General features: G+C 39.3%; 17 protein-coding genes and 1 pseudogene. 7 read left to right on the top strand and 11 right to left on the bottom strand.

What is annotated here, in order from left to right; translation table 11 throughout:
* Positions 1–9: 9 nt before the first annotated feature.
* The 3 genes from MKY07_RS02055 to MKY07_RS02045 form a co-directional block, all read right to left on the bottom strand.
* The gene (locus tag MKY07_RS02055; RefSeq protein WP_339263645.1) at positions 10–1983 is read right to left on the bottom strand and encodes a methyl-accepting chemotaxis protein; all 1974 of its coding nucleotides are present in this window, start codon (positions 1981–1983) and stop codon (positions 10–12) included.
* 210 nt (positions 1984–2193) lie between these two features.
* Entirely contained in the window at positions 2194–2757 is a 564-nt protein-coding gene (locus tag MKY07_RS02050; protein WP_014824839.1) for a nitroreductase, read from the bottom strand.
* A 187-nt stretch (positions 2758–2944) separates the two neighbouring features.
* Positions 2945–3442 carry an amidase domain-containing protein gene (locus MKY07_RS02045; RefSeq protein ID WP_339263644.1) on the bottom strand — a complete coding sequence of 166 codons (498 nt, stop codon included), beginning with the start codon at positions 3440–3442 and terminating at the stop codon, positions 2945–2947.
* 140 nt (positions 3443–3582) lie between these two features.
* Between MKY07_RS02045 and MKY07_RS02040 the strand changes: the two genes are divergently transcribed.
* Positions 3583–4605 carry a DUF2804 domain-containing protein gene (locus MKY07_RS02040; protein WP_008406312.1) on the top strand — a complete coding sequence of 341 codons (1023 nt, stop codon included), beginning with the start codon at positions 3583–3585 and terminating at the stop codon, positions 4603–4605.
* 19 nt (positions 4606–4624) lie between these two features.
* Positions 4625–6847: an RNA polymerase recycling motor HelD gene (helD, locus tag MKY07_RS02035; RefSeq protein ID WP_339263643.1), complete on the top strand. Its 2223-nt coding sequence runs from the start codon at positions 4625–4627 to the stop codon at positions 6845–6847.
* Positions 6848–6993: 146 nt separating this feature from the next.
* Here helD and MKY07_RS02030 read toward each other — a convergent pair whose 3' ends face one another.
* Positions 6994–7869 carry a GNAT family N-acetyltransferase gene (locus MKY07_RS02030; RefSeq protein ID WP_339263642.1) on the bottom strand — a complete coding sequence of 292 codons (876 nt, stop codon included), beginning with the start codon at positions 7867–7869 and terminating at the stop codon, positions 6994–6996.
* A gap of 310 nt (positions 7870–8179) precedes the next feature.
* Here MKY07_RS02030 and MKY07_RS02025 point away from each other — a divergent pair, with 310 nt between their 5' ends.
* Positions 8180–10183 carry an EAL domain-containing protein gene (locus MKY07_RS02025; protein WP_339263641.1) on the top strand — a complete coding sequence of 668 codons (2004 nt, stop codon included), beginning with the start codon at positions 8180–8182 and terminating at the stop codon, positions 10181–10183.
* Between the two features lie 35 nt (positions 10184–10218).
* Here MKY07_RS02025 and MKY07_RS02020 read toward each other — a convergent pair whose 3' ends face one another.
* Positions 10219–10704 carry a threonine/serine exporter family protein gene (locus MKY07_RS02020; RefSeq protein WP_008406303.1) on the bottom strand — a complete coding sequence of 162 codons (486 nt, stop codon included), beginning with the start codon at positions 10702–10704 and terminating at the stop codon, positions 10219–10221.
* Between the two features lie 64 nt (positions 10705–10768).
* The gene (locus MKY07_RS02015) at positions 10769–11515 is read right to left on the bottom strand and encodes a threonine/serine exporter family protein (RefSeq protein ID WP_008406301.1); all 747 of its coding nucleotides are present in this window, start codon (positions 11513–11515) and stop codon (positions 10769–10771) included.
* A gap of 175 nt (positions 11516–11690) precedes the next feature.
* Between MKY07_RS02015 and MKY07_RS02010 the strand changes: the two genes are divergently transcribed.
* Positions 11691–13085, top strand: a complete 1395-nt coding sequence (locus tag MKY07_RS02010; protein ID WP_339263640.1) for a polysaccharide deacetylase family protein — start codon at positions 11691–11693, stop codon at positions 13083–13085.
* 235 nt (positions 13086–13320) lie between these two features.
* Here the strand turns inward: MKY07_RS02010 and MKY07_RS02005 are convergent.
* Positions 13321–13703: pseudogene (locus MKY07_RS02005) on the bottom strand (LamB/YcsF family protein).
* A 141-nt stretch (positions 13704–13844) separates the two neighbouring features.
* Between MKY07_RS02005 and MKY07_RS02000 the strand changes: the two are divergent.
* Positions 13845–14099, top strand: coding sequence for a GlsB/YeaQ/YmgE family stress response membrane protein (locus tag MKY07_RS02000; RefSeq protein ID WP_008406295.1), 255 nt, complete (start codon positions 13845–13847; stop codon positions 14097–14099).
* A gap of 162 nt (positions 14100–14261) precedes the next feature.
* Here the strand turns inward: MKY07_RS02000 and MKY07_RS01995 are convergent, their stop codons facing one another.
* Entirely contained in the window at positions 14262–14789 is a 528-nt protein-coding gene (locus MKY07_RS01995; protein WP_014824850.1) for a DUF3841 domain-containing protein, read from the bottom strand.
* A 410-nt stretch (positions 14790–15199) separates the two neighbouring features.
* Here MKY07_RS01995 and MKY07_RS01990 point away from each other — a divergent pair, with 410 nt between their 5' ends.
* Positions 15200–15460 (top strand): histidine kinase, encoded by a 261-nt coding sequence (locus MKY07_RS01990; RefSeq protein ID WP_082990900.1) that lies wholly within the window; start codon positions 15200–15202, stop codon positions 15458–15460.
* Positions 15461–15825: 365 nt separating this feature from the next.
* Positions 15826–16608 carry a helix-turn-helix transcriptional regulator gene (locus MKY07_RS01985; protein WP_339263638.1) on the top strand — a complete coding sequence of 261 codons (783 nt, stop codon included), beginning with the start codon at positions 15826–15828 and terminating at the stop codon, positions 16606–16608.
* A gap of 174 nt (positions 16609–16782) precedes the next feature.
* Here the strand turns inward: MKY07_RS01985 and MKY07_RS01980 are convergent, their stop codons facing one another.
* The 3 genes from MKY07_RS01980 to MKY07_RS01970 all read right to left on the bottom strand — a co-directional run bounded on the left by MKY07_RS01980 (position 16783) and on the right by MKY07_RS01970 (position 21101).
* On the bottom strand, positions 16783–18111 hold the full coding sequence (locus MKY07_RS01980) for an FtsX-like permease family protein (RefSeq protein WP_014824853.1): 1329 nt from the start codon (positions 18109–18111) through the stop codon (positions 16783–16785).
* Positions 18101–18799 (bottom strand): ABC transporter ATP-binding protein, encoded by a 699-nt coding sequence (locus tag MKY07_RS01975; RefSeq protein WP_065217462.1) that lies wholly within the window; start codon positions 18797–18799, stop codon positions 18101–18103. The genes MKY07_RS01980 and MKY07_RS01975 overlap by 11 nt, the downstream gene beginning before the upstream one ends.
* 169 nt (positions 18800–18968) lie before the next feature.
* Positions 18969–21101, bottom strand: coding sequence for a beta-propeller domain-containing protein (locus tag MKY07_RS01970; RefSeq protein WP_339263637.1), 2133 nt, complete (start codon positions 21099–21101; stop codon positions 18969–18971).
* Between the last annotated feature and the right edge of the window lie 229 nt (positions 21102–21330).

Raw genomic sequence — 21330 nt, 5'->3', positions numbered from 1 at the left:
TTTTAAAATTTACACTTTATATTCTTTCAAGATAGCATCCAACTTCTCGGCCAGTTCAGCGAGTTGCTCTGTCGTTGACGCAACATTTCCCATAGTGGCACTTGTTTGAACAATTGTAGCCGTTGTTTCTTCTACGCTAGCTGTAGTTTCTTCTGTAATCGCTGAAATTTCCTGCATGGAATCATTGATATTCTGCCCTTCCTTGTTCATCGCTTGTAGCTGAACAAGCACTTGCTTCATAAACTGATCCATTTGAAGTACAGAGTGTTCGATTTTCCTGAACGTTTCGGCCGTATCTGCAAGCTGCGATGAACCTGCTTCAACTGTCGTAAAGCCTTGCTGTAATGAATTGCTCAATTCTTTCGTTCCGTACTGAACTGTACCGACAATCGTTGTAATTTCCGTTACCGATTTGGCTACCTGCTCGGCAAGTTTACGCACTTCTTCGGCAACAACGGCAAACCCTTTACCATGTTCACCGGCACGAGCTGCCTCGATTGACGCATTTAATGCAAGCAGATTCGTCTGGTTTGCGACATCTTCAATAATTTTCACAAATGATGAAATCTGTCCAACACGTTGTCCTAAATCCCCCATTTTTTCAATAGCCGTCTGCATTATTTCATGAATTTGTTCCATCTGTCCATTTGAAGTTTCCATCATTTTTGTACCTTCCGATGAAAGGGAAAGAACGTTATACGATAGCGTTTCAAGCTTTGTTCCTTGCTCGGTTGTTTCCTTCAATGTTTGAGAAAAATCTGTTACCGCTTCATATACTTCGGTGATTTCATTCGTTTGAGTCTCAATCCCGCGCGACAGTGCCTCCATCGTTTCGGCAATCGCCAGTGCTCCAGTAGATACTTCATTTGTCGATTGAGCAAGCATTGTACTTTGCGCTTTGACACTACTTGATGCAAAAGAAACTTCCGAAATTGTCCCATGCAACTGTTCTTGCATCACTTTCATATCCGTCATTAACCGGCCAATTTCATCGTGACGATTATGATTATCCATACGCTGCGTCAAATCGCCTCTACTTAGTACATGCATCAGTTGTGAGGTATGAATGATTGGCTTTGTTATTGAGCGACTAAAGAAAAATGCAACAAGGACAGCAAGAATGATTGTGATGATTAAAATTGCGACACTAATGTTGATCATGCTGGCCATTGCGGATTGCGTTTTTTCTATATTTTGTATGAGATGAATGCCGCCGATTACCGAAACTGCAGCCGGGTCTTCCATTGGTAAAAAGCTTTCTATTATATGGTCGCCATCATTTTTATAATGACTTGATTTTCCGGCAAGAACATCCGAAACTGCCTGACCGTTTAGCTTGGCGCCAATATTTGCTTGTTCGGATGATTCAACAATTTCGCCCTCTCCATTAAGAAGTTGAAGTGACATACCCGGGAATAAATTTTGTACTTCTGCAATAAACTCATTGCCAAGGCCTATTTGCAATGTCCCGACAATTTGCTCATTCACCTCAATCGGGGCAAATGCTCGTACAGCCAATCCGCTTGAACCATATTCAAATCCGCTGTAAGCATTTCCTTCAAGTGCGCCTTGAATTGCCGGAATATCGGACTTGTCATCACCGAATTTTGTAGGGTTATGACCTCTTAAATATACTTTGCCTTTTTCATCGCCAATTTCCATGACGGCCAGTTTATGTTGCGCATTTAATTTATTAAACAGTGCTTCGCCAGCAGATTGAACAGCAGCACGATCAGTATTCATGAGCAATTGCTGAATTTCCGGATCTTTGGCGTACAGCTCTGCTAAATATTGCAAGTCGGCTGCGGTTTTCTCAAAGTATTGTGAAACACCTTGTTCTATTTCATTTTGCTTATCAAATTGAATGTCTTCGAAGCTGTTTGATGTTGCAAAATAATTGTACGTAACCGTAGTAAACACAGGAATAATTCCAACTAACAACAAGATTATCATTAGCCGGGTTTTTAAACTTTTAAATTGCATAGTATCTCCTTTGGTGAAATCTCTCCGTATCCCCGAATGAATTTCTCATCTATTATTTTTATATACAACATTCAATTTTATAATGTAACGATCTCGATTCCCAATTAAGTATAAGTAAATATTGTTGCATAAATATAATATTTAAGTATTTGAGTAGGTTTCCAAAAAAAATGCATGAGGAAGTCACCGCTTCCTCATGCATTCAATCCATTATTGGCCAAACTCCGTTACGAATTCAGAAAGGTCTTTTCGTGTTCTTACATTTGGCACATTATCGTAATAACCGAACTGGAACATCGAAATGACACGCTCATGTGGCTGTGCATTTAATGCTTCACGGAATTTCGGATTGTCTAAGAAGCCCGGTGTTTTCCAGCACGTGCCGATCCCTTTTTCCCATGCCAGAAGTTGCACATTTTGTAAATAGCAAGCGGCTGCCGCATAGTCTTCCAATCGTTCTTTTTGACGAACATCTTCTGTTACTAGCACAAAAGCGTACGCACCGGCCAATGTGAATTTTTTCATTTGTATAGCAAGCGCATCTTCTGAAAGCTCCTGCCATTTCGGAACTGCAAGATCTCGAAGCAGTTCATGTACTTTTGGTAACTGCTCCTCTGCACCTACTACAATGCGCCACGGCTGACGGTTGCCGTGATTCGGTGCCCATTTTGCATCATCCAAAATTTCCATTACTGCCTTTTTGTCAACCTGCTGTCCGTTAAACAGTTTAATCGAACGACGTTGCAATACTGCGTCTCTTACTGATAAAGTCATCGCCAAATCCTCCTTCAATTACTACTCTTACATTAGCATGAATGATCTCTATTTAACATATTACATTGAGGGAATTCTATTAAAAAGGTTCATTATAAGGCAGGTTACCACAATTCGGTTAAGCAACATATTAAACAAGCGGAAAAAACTCTGCTTATTTCACCACACTCTCTTCCCATAAAGACATTCAAAACTCATCTTCAATATGGTAATAGTAGTACTGCATGTTCGGAGTATAGGCGGTGGAGTCTTCATACGTATAGATGCGGTCGCTGCTGTTGGATGTATGTGCATTTACATACGGGACCCCCTGCTCAATTCGCGTCACAATTGTACTATGATCTATCCGACCATCCCCGGTAAAATCATAAAAAATGACATCCCCAAGCTGCAGTTCACTTGCAGAGCTTACCCTTGTCGCGCGTAAGCCTTGCGTGGACGTTTCCAAATACCAGCGAAGGGAGTGTGCAACAGACCAGCTATAACTCCAGCGCTCCGGTTGTCCGATCATCCACCAGCCTTGCCCACGATTCGGTGCCCCCCGCATTGGAGCACCTCCAGCACGTAAACATTGGGAAATAAAGTTCGTACAGTCATCCCGAAATACCGGATATTCAGGATTAAAGCTGTTCCACCATCTATTTGCATAAGCCACAGCAGCCATCCGATTATAAGTAGGCAACAATCTTCTCCTTTTTTCACAGCGTATGTCGAGTACTTTCTAATTATGAAAGTGTTGTGAATGTAGAGCAAAAATCCCCTGTTTTTGTAAATCTTTGATACAATTATTTTATTGAAATTATGAAACGGTTAGGGGGAATTATGATGACACAACATGCAGAAAGGGAAATTTTTCTTCCTATAACCCTTTGCGATAAAAAAGGGAATTTAAATCCGGAAGCAATCGGTTTTGCACGTAGACCTATTATCGACAGTAATTTGTCAGGGCATTTTATGCGCAAGAAAAAATGGAATTACTGGTGTGTATATGGTGAGGAAATTTTATTTTCCGCGACAATCAGTCATATGGATTATGCGGCTGTATGCTTTGTTTATTTCCTCGAATACGAGACACAACGTTACTTTGAAAAAACAATTTTAATTCCACTTGGGGCAAAAGTAAAAATGCCGACGCAAGTGCTGGAAACAATTCAATATAAAAATACGGAAATGTCCATCCAACTTACATACTTCAATCGCGAGACCCATTTAACAGTGACCGCGCCTGATTTTGATGGTGACCCTTTGCATGCAGAGCTCACAATTGCACATCCGAAAGGCGATGACTCCCTCAATGTGGTCATTCCATGGAATCGCCGTACATTCCAATTTACGGCGAAACATCACACGTTACCAACTTCGGGTTCTGTAAAAATCGGGAACCGCACCTTTACGTTTACACCGGAAGAAAGCTTTGCTGTACTCGATTATGGCCGCGGTGTTTGGCCTCGTGAAGCAACATGGAATTGGGGCATGGCATCACAGAGAGTTCGTGGTCAGCGGATTGGTTTGAACTTTGGCGGTAAATGGACGGATGGAACAGGCATGACCGAAAATGCCATTTTTATCGACGGGCATATGACGAAAATTCATGAAGATGTTCTGTTTCACTATGATCGTACCAATTTCATGCATCCGTGGACGATCAAAACGAAATTCAGCGGACGCGTCAACTTAACTTTCACACCATTTTTTGAACGTGTAGCAGAAACGAATGCTAAACTCATCGTTTCCTCTGTCCACCAAATGGTCGGTTATTATGATGGATTTATTCAGCTTGATGATGGCAAAACACTGCATATCCAGCAAATGCTTGGCTGCATTGAAGAACATGTTGCAAAGTGGTAACGCGTGAGGGGGAAATTTAATGACAGCTCAAGATTTTAAACAGGAACAACAGCGCCTGCACGAAACGATCCATTATATGGACCGGATATTAAATAGCTCAAAAAGAGATATTGAGACGGCACAGGAAAATATTCGTACTGCGATGGCCAATGTGGAATATTTGGATTCCAGTGACAGCTTCCTGAACATTTTAATGAATACCCGTTTTTTCGAGCTTGCCCGTAATCAAAAAGAAGGGTTGGAAGCGATACGTCAAAAACCGTATTTTGCACGAATCCATTTTCAGCGTGAAAACGAAGATGAGGAATTTCTTTATATCGGAAAAACCTCGCTTTTCCACAGCGAAACACATGAACCAATCATTGTTGATTGGCGCTCCCCTGTCGCAAACGTCTACTACGATGGCCGGCTTGGCGATATTACATACGATGTCCGGGATGAAACACATTCCGGTCATTTGTTTGCCAAGCGCCAATATAAAATTGAAAATGGCGAGCTGATCAATTACCGTGATGTCGATTTAACAACAAATGATGAGCTCCTCCAGGAAGCGCTCGAAGGAAAAGCCGATGTCCGGTTAACGGAAATCGTCTCCACTATCCAAAAAGAACAAAATGAAATTATTCGTGCACATCTACGCCAGCCGATTCTTGTACAAGGTGCGGCAGGTTCAGGTAAAACAACAATTGCCCTCCACCGGATTTCGTATTTCCTTTATACGATGGGCGAGCATTTCAATCCCGAACAGTTAATGATTCTCGCACCGAACCGGTTATTTATCGATTATATTGCCGATGTATTACCGGAGCTTGGCGTCGATAAAATTTGCCAGACAACATATGCGCAATATGTGCTTGATGCACTGAACCTAAAATTAAAACTTCAAAATCCGAATGAACAACTCGAGCAGCTCATCGCAAACCCTTCCGTACAGCAAGAGTATGCCATGATTTCGAAAACAAAAGGCAGTCCATTTTACGAGCTCATAATGAACCGCTATATCGAGCACTATGAACAGCAGCTTGCAGCATTGTTTGAAGATGTATTCATTGAAAAATACCGCATTATGAAAGGCGAACATTTACGAAAGCTGTTTTTGGTAGAATTTCATTATATGCCTGTGGAAAAACGGCTTGAACGTATTAAAAAGGTGATTCAAACAGAGGTAAAGCGGAAAACCGCAGCAGTGCTCGCTACATTGAATACGCGCTATGAAGATGCAATCGGTCGTGCGCTAAATGGGATGCGTGATGCAGAGAAACGTCGTCGTACAGTGACAAAGCTAATCGATGAAAGGGATGCCCGCGTTCCAAAAATTAAGCAGGAAGCAAAATCCGTTGCAACAGTCTATATGAAAAAGTTCCAAAAAGTGAAAGTGAAGCAGCTGTACCGAGAGCTTTTGACGAACCGTGAATTATTGGGTGAAGTGGCTCCAGAATGGCCCTTGGAAGATGTTGCTCATTTTATAAAGGCTCACCAGAAAGAACGGTGGGTGCTGGAAGATTTGGCTGCCCTTTACTTTTTGCAGGCAAAGATCAAAGGTATTGATGATAAGTGGAAAATGCGCGTCGTGTTTATCGATGAAGTACAGGATTACAGCTATTTTCAGCTTGCTGCCTTAAAAGCCGGCCTTGAAACGGATATGTTTACAATGGTTGGCGATCTCGCTCAAGGAATTCATAGCTACCGGTCCCTGACAGAGTGGCAGCCTGTACTTTCTCTTTTCCCGCGCGCAACGTATGCAACACTTCAAAAAAGCTACCGAACAACAATTGGAATTATGGATGTTGCCAATGAAATCCTGATGCAGATGGATGAGGATTTACCTCTAGTTGAACCTGTTGTCCGTCATGGAAAAGAGCCTGAATTTATTGTCGCGGAAGGGTTTGATCCCGCTATTATTCAAGACGTGCTTGTAAAAATCCGCGACAATCAGCATCAATCCATTGCGCTTATTTGTAAGACAACACATGAAGCCGTTCAGTTAATCGGACAGCTTGAAAACTCCGATGTTCCGGCTCAGTTACTTGATGAGAATTCAGCAATTGATCAGCAAAAACTTCTCGTCATCCCAAGTCACTTGGCAAAAGGGTTAGAGTTTGATGCGGTCATTCTTACATCATTTGACACACCGTATGATGACAACCCTCTTGACCGGAAACTGCTATATGTAGCCTTAACCCGCGCCATGCACGAGCTTTATTTGATTGGCCCTTCGAAAGAGGCTTTTTTAATGAAGTGATTGGGAGTGGGTTATTAACTTAAAAGCATCAATCGCATGCCATAAATTGCGATTGATGCTTTACTTTTAGGAATGAACTAACCATAACCGTTCAAATGTTCATATAATCATGAACGTTTGCTTCGTAAGCACTTAAATCTACTGGCTTACAATCCAATATAAATATAGTAATCAAGCTGGGATGACTTCATAAAACCGGCTTTTTCATATACATGAAGGGCTGCCATATTTTCGACTTCCACATCGAGTAAAATTGTCTTGTCACCTGACCGAAGCGCATAATCTTTCACGAAGTTTAAAATTTGTGTACCGATTCCATGGCGCTGTCTTTTAGGGGAAACAGCAAATGCCGTAATCCATTGTACTTCGCCTTCTTTACGAGTCGTCACTGTTCCCACAACTTCACCATCAATTTCGGCTGTCCACATGACTAGGCCTTCAGTCGTTGTATTAAATTCGATTAATTCCAATGACTCCTCACGCATATCGCCAAACGCATCACTGAAAATCGTGACAAGTGCTTCGGTATCCTTTTGCATAAATGGGCGTAAGGTAACAGCTCCCTCTTTTTGAAGAACTTCTGCACGGGCTTCCAATGTCGCTTCAGAAAAGCTGTATAAATACCCATTCTTTTGAAGAAATTCTTTGCCGTAATGAGAACCTTCCATGATTAATGCAAGTTCTCCTTCACTTTCACGCATCGCCATGCCATCTTTCAGCACATTCAAAATTGCCGTTCCAATTCCAAGGTGACGGTACATTGGTGCAACGAGCATTGACCATTCATACGTATTTAATCCCATCATATCGACAGCAGTACCTGCTCCGACCAATAAATTCTTTTCATCATCATATACAAGAACATAAAATCCCCGTATTTCATAGCTTTTCGCTATCGGTAAATTCATTACTTGATTTAATACTACGCCATCACAGACGGCCGCTGTTTTACATAATTTCTGTAATTCTTCATATGTTTCTTCATCTAACGGAAACGACACTGTTATTGCCGATAAATTCATTCTTTCTACTCCAATTCTAACTACTATAATTTCTTTATTTTAGTAAAGCTATCGAAGTAACGCAATACTCACGCATGAATCCCTTCAAATTTATCTTTTCACAAATATTCTTTTCATTAAAAACAAAAAAACTTCATGATACAATTATTCTAGTAAAGATGCATAAATTTAACTACTTATTACCCAATAATAAGGTATAATAATCCTATGCACGATTAATTTTTACAAATAAAAATTCATCTTAAATGACTAAACTATGTTATTTAATTATAATTGCAATATGAATTAATTAATTAAGGAGACTTAACTTATGACAAAAGAACAAATCTATTCTACTAGTACTGAGCCACTACTAGATACCCCTTTCCCTTCTTTTGTACTCTCACCTAATGGCACACTCGTCCATGAAAATATCAGTCATTTGGACTATATATCAAAAGAGACAAAAGAACTAATAGGTAAGTCCATACACGACACGCTTTTTTCAGAAGTAGGTGACGATGTCATTGAAACCATTTTAACCGGTTCGGTAGCGTTATGTTTGCACAACATCCCTCTTTCATTAAAAGGACAATCTTCCAAAATATGTACCCTTTATACGAAGCCGACAGTTTTCTTAAATGAACAAGCGATTTCTGTTCTTTGTATTCCAAATGAAGAAGTTCGTTTAATGGATGAAGAACAGCAACATTTAGTGGATCTTAAAAATGGGATCCACCAATCATTTATGACTGTTACACTTGACCAGGACGGCTTTATCACTCAAACAAATCAGCAATTTTTAACAGCAAGCCACTGGACACCAAAACGGGTCATCGGTAAAACATTGTGGCAATTGTTCCCGCAAAATCCCGAATCAGAAAAAGTTGTTTTAGAAATTTGGAAAACATTGCAAAACGGACAAGTTTGGCAAGGTGAAGTCGAGCAATTGACAAAAGATGAGCAACTTTACTGGGTACATTTAACGGCCATTCCAATGATGGGCCAAACATCTGAAAAGAACGAGTATTTGCTGATTGAGCGAAATATTACAAAAGAGAAAAAAATTCAGTTTCAGCTGGAGAAAATCGCATATATTGATACAGAAACAGGAATGATGAATGTTCATCGTCTGGAACAAATTATCGGGGAAATGATTGAAGAAGACCGGCATTTTTCATTTGTTTACTTAAGTATTGATAAGTTTTACACAATTAAGGATTTGCATGATGGCGTAGCCGGAAATTCCCTTATCGTAGAATTTACGAAACGCATGAAAATGTATTTCCAAGATAGTACGATGGCTCGTATTAATGAAAGTGAATTTGTCGTAATTACACCATTGCCAGAATGGTTTACACAAGGTTTCCTGAATTATTTACAGCAAAATCCAATCTACAGCGGAAATGTGGCAGTTCCCCTATCATTAAGCGGCGGGATTACACGCTTCCCGGAAGATCAAATGACTTTCTCTCAATTAATGAAGGCATCATTGGCTACGATAGCTTCTGTACGCAGTGCGGGCGGTGACAGCATCGTCTCTTTATCAAAATCTTCACATGCTGCATTAAACCGCAGATCGATTGTTGAAAAGCGATTACTGCTTGCATTAGATCAGAAAAATCTTCATGTTCTATACCAGCCTCAAGTTGATTTAAAAAGTGGTAATATTACAGCTGTTGAGGCATTAGTGCGTTGGGATGATGAGGAAATCGGCGCAGTATCACCTGATGAACTGATCCCTATCGCGGAAGAGACAGGTCTAATAAATAATATCGGTTCGTTTATGCTGGAAAAAGCATGTGAACAGGCGGTCCTATGGAAGAATGCGGGCCATGCAATTAAAGTGAGCATCAACTCTTCTGTACGCGAATTCCGTGATAAAAATATGGCCAAGTCAATTTTGGAAACACTTGAACGTACTGGCTGTCCGGCAAATTTACTGCAAATCGAAATTACCGAAAAGTTTGCATTGGAAGCTGAGGCCGAAACAGGAATTATTAAGCAAATGCGTGCACTTGAAAAAGAAGGCATCGTCTTTGTGCTTGATGACTTTGGAACAGGTTATGGCTCATTCCGTTACATGCAGCTTTTACCTATTTCCATTTTAAAAATCGACCAGACATTTATCCACTCGCTGAAATCGAAAAAAAACCAGCAGCTCGTAAACGGTATGGTACAACTAGGAAAATCAATGAATCTGACGGTCGTTGCTGAAGGTGTGGAAACAGCAGAACAAATGCAATTCCTGACAAGCATCGGCTGTGATTTCATCCAAGGTTACTTTGTAAGCAAACCAAGCTCTACAGAAGAAATTTCTTCGTTATTACTGTAATCAAAAAGCTCGTAAGGCAACTGACGATCAGTGCTTTACGAGCTTTTCTTTTTTATTTTAGTAAAGGATTGAATCGAAGTCCTTCCTTTTCTCATTAAACGCAAAATGATCTGCATTATTACCTCAGCAAATACAAGTCCCATCGCAATCGCTCCGGAAATCATAAATGCACGCATTCCATTTTCCAAACCTGCAATATAGTCGAGCTCCATCACATTTCGCATCGTGCTGTATGCAATGCCACCAGGGACAAGCGGAATAATACCAGACACACTAAATATGATCATCGGCATCCTAAACTTGCGTGCAAAGAAATATGCTACTAATGAGACGACAAATGCCCCAACAAAGGATGCTCGAACATCATCCAGTCCGCCTTCAAACAGAACATAATATACTGCCCAGCCTACAGCACCGACGAAGCCACATGCCGGGATCGTTTTGATCGGGGCATTAAAAATGACACCAAAACAGGCGGTCGCTATAAAACTGATAACGATTTGAGCTAAAACATGCTCCACCAACGAACGCTCCTTCCATTCGATCATACCTTGGAATGATCGCACTCCGAAATTGATTCACTAACTAGAGAGAAAGCACAAGTGCAACACCTGAACCAATCGCAAAAGCTGTTAAAAAGGCTTCGGCACCCTTTGCCATTCCTGCAGTGAAATGTCCTGCCATTAAATCACGGACTGCATTCGTAATGAGCAGACCAGGCACAAGAGGCATGACCGATCCGATTATAATCTTGTCGATTTCCGTACCGACATTAAAATGCACTGCGAGGGATGCAATAACACCTACCCCTACCGATGCTAAAAACTCGGAGAAAAATTTCACGCGGGTCATATTATGAAGAATCGTCACAATATATAAACCGACGCCCCCTGCAACAAAGGCAGCTGGGATATCCGATAATGTTCCTTTAAAGAGCAATAAAAAAGCACTGCTTGCTAAACATGCAGCCAAAACTTGAATGGAAATAGGGAGGAAATAATTTGTTTTTTCGATCTTCTTTAACTCGTCATACGCCTGCTCTAGTGTTATCATTTGAGATGTAAGCTTACGTGAAACATTGTTTACAAGCACAATTCGGTGTAAATCCGTAATTCGTGTTGGAATCGATGTAATTTGAGTTGGCTGTGTTTTACCTAGAGAGAAAATAATACCTGTTGGCGTAACATAGCTTTGTGCATTCATCATATTTTGAGAACGGGCCATTCGTAGCATCGTGTCTTCCACTCGATATGTTTCAGCACCGCTTTCAATCATAATACGACCTGCAAGCAAAAAGCAGTCAAGCGCCAGTTCAGTATTTTCAGCATTCATTTAAGGGACCCCCTTCCACTTCTTAGCTCATATTACTTGAAGCACTCGGAAAATAACAGTCTTTTTTCATGCAATTTATGCTGACAGAACAGCGTATTTCCTTAATATTTACAATGTCCATCGTTTTGGTCAATATGATATAGATTACCCCATTTAGAAAGGAACCCGATGCATCATGACAAACCCTTACAGAAAACGGCGTGGTCCTTGGATTGATTTAACTCTTATTGGTGCTATCGGTTTTTTAGGTGCCATTATCGTTTTTTTAACTTTTTTAAGCGAAGATCCGATTTTTCTGCACAGTGACAAAACATCCGCTAAAGAGCATACCATTACGGAGGAAGCATCAAAATTCCCGGGAATAAAAATTGTCACAGATCGTTCAGACAACAAAAAAATGCCTTATACCGTACAATATCCATTAACGGAATATGAAGCTTTTAATAAAGAGATTACGACTTATATAGAACGATCAAAACAATATTACATAAACATGATGCGCCTGCAGCAAGAAACTAAGAAGTTAACAGGCGATCTGACGATTACTGTTGAAACATTCGAGCACGATCATTATTACTCCTTTGTTTTAACGAATAATATGATTTTAAATGCCGACGAGAAGCAAACAACGGTTGAAACATTTTTAATTGATTATGAAACAGGCGGGCTGATTGATATTCGCGCCCTATTAAATAAGGATTTAGAAAGTCTAAAAACATTTGCAGCACACATCCAATCGGAAATGCTTAAAAATCCGGCTTACAAAGAGTATGTATTAGAAAAGGAGCTTGCATTCGCTACAGAGCCGAAATGGCGTTTATTTAAACATTTTGCATTGAAAAATGACTCTCTATTCATTTATTTTAATGAAGGGGAAGTGACAAAACCGGAAGCAGGTATACCAGTAGTTGAAATTCCTTTATCATTCATCAACCCGCTTTTAGCATCTGATTTCCAGATAGCAATGCAATCCGAAAATACGATTATTCCTAAAAGTGATAAGGGCTCATCTCAGAAACGGATCGCCCTTACATTTGATGATGGTCCACACCCGGAAGTAACAAAACAGATTTTAGCGCTTCTGGAAAAGTACAATGCAAAAGCAACGTTCTTTATGCTTGGCAGCCGAGCACAATATTATCCTGGCTTAGTACGGCAAGTGCGTGATAGCGGTCATGAAATCGGCAATCATACGTGGACACATCCCGTTTTAACGAAAATGTCTATTACTGATATTGAAAAGGAGTACAATTCCACAGAGGAAGCAATTATTCATGCGATCGGTGAAAATTCTACAGTATTCCGTCCTCCTTACGGTGCCATTAACGATGATGTTCGTAACGCAATCCCATGTAAATCTGTCAACTGGACGATTGATACTCTTGACTGGAAATATCGAGATTCTGAAAAGTTGTTCCCGATGGTAAAAGAAGCATTGCATAATAACGCGATTGTGTTAATGCATGACATCCACCAATCGACAGCAGATGGACTGGAGCCAGTCCTTGCCTACTTACAAAAGGAAGGCTATGAGTTTTTATCGGTTTCTGAAATTTTGCCATATCATTAATTGAAAGTGAATTTTAAGAAGAGTGGTGGTTTATATTCGCCACTCTTCTTTGCGTTAATCCTCACTATTTTGGGAAAATCCTCAGATGCCCGCATTTAATCCTCACTTGAGGGCAATTAACCCTCATTTCCATCAAGATAATCCTCACATTTCACCTAATATTCCTCAATCCAACATTTGAACAAGCAAGTCCTCACTTAAATGAACGAAATGCCTAAACCGTTACCCCCTGCTGTTAAAATTCCTGACGTACGTGTTTTGCGAATTGCACTGCATGCGCTCCGTCTCCATGCACACAAATACTATGTGCCTGGAGCGCTACTTTCGTTTGCTGGACAGAGGTCACTGTCCCCTCTTTCACCATTTCGATATTTGTGTAATCGCTTTTGATTCATCAGTAATGAGTGCATTTGGCATAGTGCGGGTTGTTAATGTACCATCCGCCTGATATGTACGGTCCGCAAACACTTCATGTACTGTAAGTAAGCCCAATTTTTCACCGGCAGCAGTTAATTTACTTGATGCCAAACCATATAAAAGTAAATCCAGGCGGAGCAGGCTATTTTCAGCTGGAGCAGCAGCTGCGCTTGTTGGAAACCCTTTTGCAAAGCTAGACATTTCTCAACTGTTTATTGGTACAAACGCTAGCTCCTTTAAAATTTTCGAAAATTTTTTCCTCTGAAATGTTTGAAGAAAGCTAATAAAGGTTATAAACCACTATCGCGAAATAATTAAAATAAGAAATAGGAGATGGACAGTATGAGTTTTCTTTGGTTTTTAATAATTGGTGGAGTTATCGGTTGGCTTGCAGGAGTCATTTTGGGTAAAGATATCCCAGGTGGAATTATTGGTAATATTATTGCAGGTATTATTGGTGCATGGATTGGCGGTATGCTTCTAGGAAGTTGGGGACCTAAAGTTTCTGATTTCTATATCTTCCCTGCTATCATAGGTGCCATTATACTTGTGTTCGTTGTAAGCTTTATTATGAAATCTATGCGTAGAGCTTCGTAAGCTTCATACATCTTTTAATTTATCTTTATACGATTAAGTGAATTAGATGTAAGCATTAAAGCGGCCCTCCTCAATTTGGGGAGGGCCGCTTTTACTTTGTTCTTACTATACTTAACAATCCCCCACTCCGTGAAATCAATAAGTATCAATATAAAGAACCTATTACTTAGCTATAAATCGTTCCACTTTGACAATCTGATTCATTGTAATTTTTGGAGTAACACCCTGCATCCACTCATCATCAAAATTGCCTGCCCATTCTTTAGGACGACTCTCAAGCCAATCCATATCAAATAACCTCTCCCATGTTTCTTTTATCTCATGTAATAAGTATCCACGTTTATCAAACTCATTATATTCTAATTCATCAAAAGTAATTGGACCTTCATTTAATATAGAATGCCACTCTTCAAACGGAGACCAAAGAATGTTCTCTTTCGGGATATCTAACTTTAAAATGACTCCTTTTGTTCCCTTTTTAAAAAGTCCCTGTTCATTGCGATTAACCCTTCGTTCCCATACCCAGATTGGCGGTACCTCACTTTTATAATTAGGAAGCCGCTTTTCCATTTGATCCATCATCCACTTATAGGCTTCTGGGAACATAGCGTATTTAAAATTTCCTGTTAAGTATCCCTGTTCTCGCATTAATTTATAGGTTGTTAGTTTTTGTACAGTATAAACAATCATAACTATCTCCTCTTATGTAGTCCTGTTAAATTTAATGTCACCTGCTCTATAGTTAATTTACCATAGTTTAAATAGAATACTATTTAACAATCCAGCCCGATTGTTGAAGTTATAATTCCCCTTTAATTTATATTAGTAGTCAATCTATTTTTAATCCTTTAACCTCCTGATTTTAATTTTTGAGCAATGGATAATTATTTGGGTCTGTGAAAATAAAAAGATTTCAGGTTGTAATCTCTTTTTACTTAACGGAATAATTCCATCCTATCCCCAGTAAAATGGAATCCTTTTACTACAACTCTTAGTTCTGTTGATGGAGATAAAAACCTTTAAAAGGTTTTATGAATATTTGTAGAAATAGCACCTAAACAATATGGTAGAATTATACATTACGAAGGGGTGATGAATAGTTGAGAAAATATTTAAGTATGATTTCATTGTTGATGATCATCGCATTTATTGTTTTTGGTTTTATTATCCCACAAGCATTACATCCATTACCTGATTCTTGGGATATATTGATACTAATATCAATGTTAATCGTTTCATTTTTCACTGCAATATTTAGTGTTAAGGGGCGTTTAAAAACAATTACAGTACTTTTATCTTCACTCTTAATACTAAGTTTATTAGTTGTCACTATTAGAGGTTTTATTATCATGACTGGTTAATTTATTTGCACCTGATTTAGCACTTAATTAAAAACATTAATTTGCGCTCTTGCTAAAAAGTGTATAAATGCTCTGCTCTGTTAATTCAAAGAGAAATCATTAATTTGTTCTAATTTTTTATAACAAAAATATCCATTTTACTTTAAATTCATTCCTCAATATGCCCTGTTATGAAAAATGAAAGGATCATTAATTAATCATCTTTTGTTGTAAAACGCTTTCTAAAGATATGTAGAGAAAAGGCTTTAAAAGCCCGTTATAACAACAATGCAACCTCAAGTTGACAATTTGCATTCACCACGTGATAGAAAGAGCGACCATGTTTTTATACATTATAACTAACAAAATGAATGGAGTTGAAATAAATGGAATTTGGTGAAAAACTATTTAAGCTAAGAAAGGAAAAAGGATATTCTCAAGAAACTTTAGCTGAAAAATTAAATACCTCAAGACAGGCAATTAGCAAATGGGAAAATGGGCAAGGATTTCCCGAGACAGAAAAGATCTTAATAATTGGAAATCTCTTTGAAGTATCGATTGATTACTTATTGAAAGATTCTGTTGAAAACAATGAAGGAAATGAAGCAGGTTATTATGTAAGCAAAGAGATGGCAGAAGGTTTTTTATTAAGCACACAAAAAACCGCTAAACATATTGCGTTGGGATTTGGACTTTTTGCATTGGCATTTGAACCTTACTTAATTATGGGGACAAATTCAATGCTAGGGGTTCTCTTGATTATTGCCATTGGGACATTAGGGATCATTTCTTTTGCGACATTAGGTTTTGATCAAGGGCAATATTCCATTCTCAAAAAAGAAGTTTTATTATTTGATTCCAATTATTTCAAAGAACTATCAGGGAGATATGAGGGCTTTAAAAGGAAAAATTCCGGAATAATGGTGATTGGTGCTTGTTTACTGGCGGTGGGATTCTTAGCTTTTGCGTTAGAGAACAAATTACAGATGGGAATTTTGGTTCCTTATTATCCGGTTTTTGTTTTTTTAATAGCTGTTGGTCTATATATATCGGTTCGTGGTCTTACAATTCTTTCCGCATATCAATTATTGGTTAAAAACGATGAGCATACAGGTCGGTTTGGTTTTAAATTAAAACAGAAAGCAAAGAAGAAATTTGAAGACTTTTAAAGATAAAATTTTCTGTAATATCTAAAAATGAAGGTAAATAATATAAATATCCAATTTCTCATTGAAGGTTAAAAAGGACCAAACCATATAAAAATATGTTTGGTCCTTAACTTCATTTAATTATTTTCCATTTTGAACTAATTAAAATTATTTCCAAAAACATGCATTTCCATTTTACAATTCCTGTCTTAACGCCTGCATTACTTCAATTTTCGTTGCTTTACGTGCCGGGCGTAATCCGGAAATCATCGCTACTCCGATACTGATTGCTCCAGCAATGACTACAAGCTGCCATGGAATAGCTGAAAACTGTACATTATTGAAGCCATCTTCACCTGTTGCTGCTTTTAAAATGAGCGGCAATAGTGCATTCGCTGCAAAGCTTACAACATAAGAAATTGCAATGGCCAGAACTGTTCCAATGACTCCAATAAAGGTACTCTCCATTAGAAATAGTCGTTGAATCAGTTTCGGACTTGCACCAATTGCTTTTAATACCCCAATCTCACGTGTACGTTCCGTAACCGCCATTGTCATCGTATTAAAGATACCGATCGATGCGATCAGCACAGCAATTGTTCCAACGAAAACGAGCCCTGCTTTTAATACTAGGAAAAAGACATTCAACTCGTCTAGCTGTTCTGTAACTGAATATACGCCGTAGCCTTTTTCACGTAACTCTTCTAAAATCGGCTTCACATACTCCAAGCTTTCCGCATAAATATCAAAACGCTCTGAAAACAGTTGAAAATCGCTTGCTCCCTCTTCTTCTGCAACTACTTGGTTATAAGTGTTTTCAATCGCTTCACGTTGCTCGTCCATCATATAAATTCGGTTTTCGACTGCCCATTCATATGCCGGCTTTGGCATAACACCGACAATTTTATACGTCATACGTTCCGACAGTACATCCGGTTGTTCATTTGTACTTAAAGCAATTTCCACTTCCTTACCGATCAGCGATTCCTTGTACCCTTCATCAGCACCGTCGTAATAAGTACCTTCTGCTTCTGCTGCCTTTGATTTTTCCTCAATTAATTTGCGGTCTGCTTCATTTAATAAAGTTTGTCCAAAATGATATCCAACAACAATCTCATTCTCGTTTTCCGGATATTTCCCTTCCGCTAACGGTTTTGCTATCGATGCATAATCAGTAAAGTCCACTAGACGCAATGATGTAAATGTATCGCGGTCTCCCATATAGCCCTCTACATTAGCATCCACACTCGTAGTTTTTAACACTGTCTGCACATTTTCCACCGCTTGTATATCCGCTACTTCCTCTGCTGTAAACAGCGCTTGACTACCGAGCACTTCTATTTGTGTCACCGTCTCACTTGATAGAATTTCATCTTCAATCGAATCTTGTAATCCAAATCCAATCGAGGCTAGCACAATTAAAAACGCACAGCCCATTGTTGCGGCCAATACTGTCATAAAAACACGCAGCTTATTTTTTCTAATATGCTGCATCACAAAATCCACCTGATCTTTAAATAGCATTATGTTCACCTTCTTTCACCAATTGACCGTCATGCATACGAAAGCGCTTGTCCGCAATCATTGCCACTTCCTCATCATGCGTAATAATAATAAATGTCAAATCCAATTCGCGGTTCAGCTGCTGGATGAGCATTAAAATATCTTGCTCTGTCTCTGAATCAAGGCTTCCTGTCGGTTCATCCGCCAACAAAATCGGCGCGTTCGTCACAAGAGCACGGGCAATACTTACCCGCTGTTGCTGCCCGCCCGATAGCTCGTTCGGGTAATGGTCGGTCACTTCAGTTAAACCAACCTTTTTCATAATTACTTCAACTCGTTTTCTACGTTCTGAAACGTTCATCCCTTGCAGCTTTAGTGGCAATTCAATGTTCTCAAATGCCGTCAAACTCGGCATCAGCTGAAAGTTTTGAAAGATGAAGCCGAAGTTTTCCAAACGAAATTTTGCACTCTGAATCTCATTAAATCCTGCAATTTCCTGTGCATTTACTACAATTGAACCGTGTTCCGGTTTCATAAAACCCGCCAAAATCTGAAGCAGTGTAGATTTACCTGATCCGCTTTTCCCGACGACCGCTACGATTTCCCCCTTTTCCACATCAAATGATACATCTTTAAGTACCGGAACCTGTCTTTCCTTTCCGCGTTTACCGATAGAAAATGTATGTTGTAAGTTCTTTACTTTAATCATCATCGCTCACTCCTTTTCACTTAACTTTAGTGTAAAGGGCAAATCTTAATATTTAGAAAGGCTAAATATGAAGAAATTCTTAAGAAATCATGAATACCCCTTTAACTTTTTTTCCGGACATGAAAAAACCACAAGCACAATTCCACCTGTGCTTGTGGTTGAGTCTAAATTAGAAACCTGCCATCTGTTGCTTTTCAAATGTTTTTCCGTTGTAGCTCGTCACTTTGGAACGAGATACAGTAAACAGCTCATCATCAATATAGAGTAGACGCTGTACGACATTATACGAATCTTCATATTGTTCACCAGGACGCGCCTTTTCGATCATGTCGGCTACAAGCTCAATCCCTTTTGGTGTTACCTTGTAAATATGAGCACCTGTTCCTTCATATTTTAGCTGCTCTTCCTCATCTGTTGGCGAGTAAATTGTAACAGGGAAGCCATAATAATTTTGGCGTGGATCTCTGAATAGAGCTTTATGGTCATATTGCACAGGAGAGTTGGTTCCGCGACCACCAATTACAACCGCCTGCTGTTCTTTCGGGTTATTGAAATCCGTCACATCAAACAGGCTCAATTTCATTCCTTTTGTATAGACAACCGGCTCTTTTGAACCTTCCTCCATCTTCACTTCTGTATCATAGCCAATACCTAACAAGTGATTTTCGCCAATTGGATGTAAGTAATTGCTGAAGCCCGGAATTTTCAGCTCCCCTAACACTTTCGGCGCAGTTGGATTTTTCGTATCAATGACAAAAAGCGGGTCTGTTTCTTTAAATGTCACTAAATACGCTTTATCTCCCATAAAGCGAGCTGAGTATATGCGTTCTCCTTTCGCCAAATCATTGACCGCACCAACTTGTTTTAAGTTTTCATCCAAAATGAATAGATGGTTTTTCGAATTGGCCGTTGTTCCCCATGCACTGCCTTCTGTTGTAGCTATCCGTACATGCCCATCATGCTCATCCATTGAAAATTGATTCAATACTGACCCAGGCACTTTACCTTGCGCCGTCATCTTTACCGCTGTTTTATCAATTGAAATTTTGTAAATTGTCGTTTCATTATTTTGTTTCGCGGGCATTGTACTAGAAACCGTGTCATCAAGAGATGTGCGCTCGATTCCCGCCCAGAACCCGTAATGATTCATCGACGCAATATAGATTGCATTTTCAGACATATACAGTTGACCGCTGTTGCCTAGGAAGCTCTCTGTTTTCCATGCATTCGACTTCACATTGCTTACATCGATTGCAGATACGATCAAATAGTTCGGCTCATTGCTTTCAGGGAGCATACGAATTTTATCGACCGACATAACGGTTTCCTTTTCCCCATCGTACGTGGATGGACGGAGCTCTACATCCGGTGTTTCCTGCAGCAGCCAATAGTTCGGCATACGGCTTGATACAACGTACAAATAGTTGCCTGCTTTACGAATACTCGTAATATCCCCGTCATGCCCCACTTCGCGCACTAACGTCGGATTTTTTGCATCCTTTACATCATAGAAAGCAATTTTCGTTACCGATTTCCCGTCATAATGCGGCTCTCTTTGTGTTTCTACATACTTTGTGTACCCTACAATTAATGTTTGGTCATGCAGCATTAAATGTGTTGGATAAATATCTTTGCCGATCTTTAAACGCTTCATCACCTGCAAATTTTTGGCATCAACAATGACTACTTTATTGTCGACAATCGTATAAATGGACTGACCGTCCGTTATTGTAATGTCCCCTTCTTCAATACCCTCCACCTGGTTGTTTGTAGTAGAATAACTCGGTCCGCCACTACTTAAATCACTTTTTTCCATCGACATTGCCGATTCCTCTTTTACCATATCATTAGAGAGACTAGATGCCGCATTTTCTTGCGCTACAAACGCCCTAAAATAATCTTTTAAATCTTCCGTTGACGTAAGTTTTTCCACTTTCCTTACAACTTCAAGTGCAACAGATTGTTCCTGCTGCGACTTTGCTTTCTTTGCGTATGCTGTTTGCTTAATTTGGAGCGTATATTTCCCTACACTCAGTCCATCTACAGATATAGTAGTCCCGGCTTTATCAACCGACAATTTCGCCTTTGCGCTTTTATCATTTTCATCGGCTACTAGAATGGACCCATCTGTTAAACTTTTTTCAGTAATTGGCTGCTTTAACGTAATGGAATACGTTTCCCCTTCAAATAAAATACCCGTTGCCTGCACTTCCGTGTTTTTAGCGAGCATAAAGTAACCGAGTGCTAAAACAGCAACAAGTGAAGCGACAAGCGCCATTCCAAAAAGTTTGCCTTTATTCATGTTAAATCCTCCTTTTCCATACTTTGTATTTAATTAGACTTAGGAAAAGTGTAAAAGTTACAGAATTTTTCAATTTTTATAAAGGAATCTTCTCTTTATAAATCATATTTTGTATTTCTAACCGTTCACATTATCGTAATATTTATGACCTACTTATTACTTTACATGTAAATCACTAATAATATAGAATACTAAAAACAAAGTACTTTAATTAGAGTACTTAAATTTA

It is taken from the genome of Solibacillus sp. FSL W7-1472 (assembly GCF_037969775.1).
Taxonomy (GTDB): domain Bacteria; phylum Bacillota; class Bacilli; order Bacillales_A; family Planococcaceae; genus Solibacillus; species Solibacillus silvestris.
Note: the sequence above shows the minus strand (reverse complement) of the source record. Positions and strands in the feature narration are given on the sequence as shown.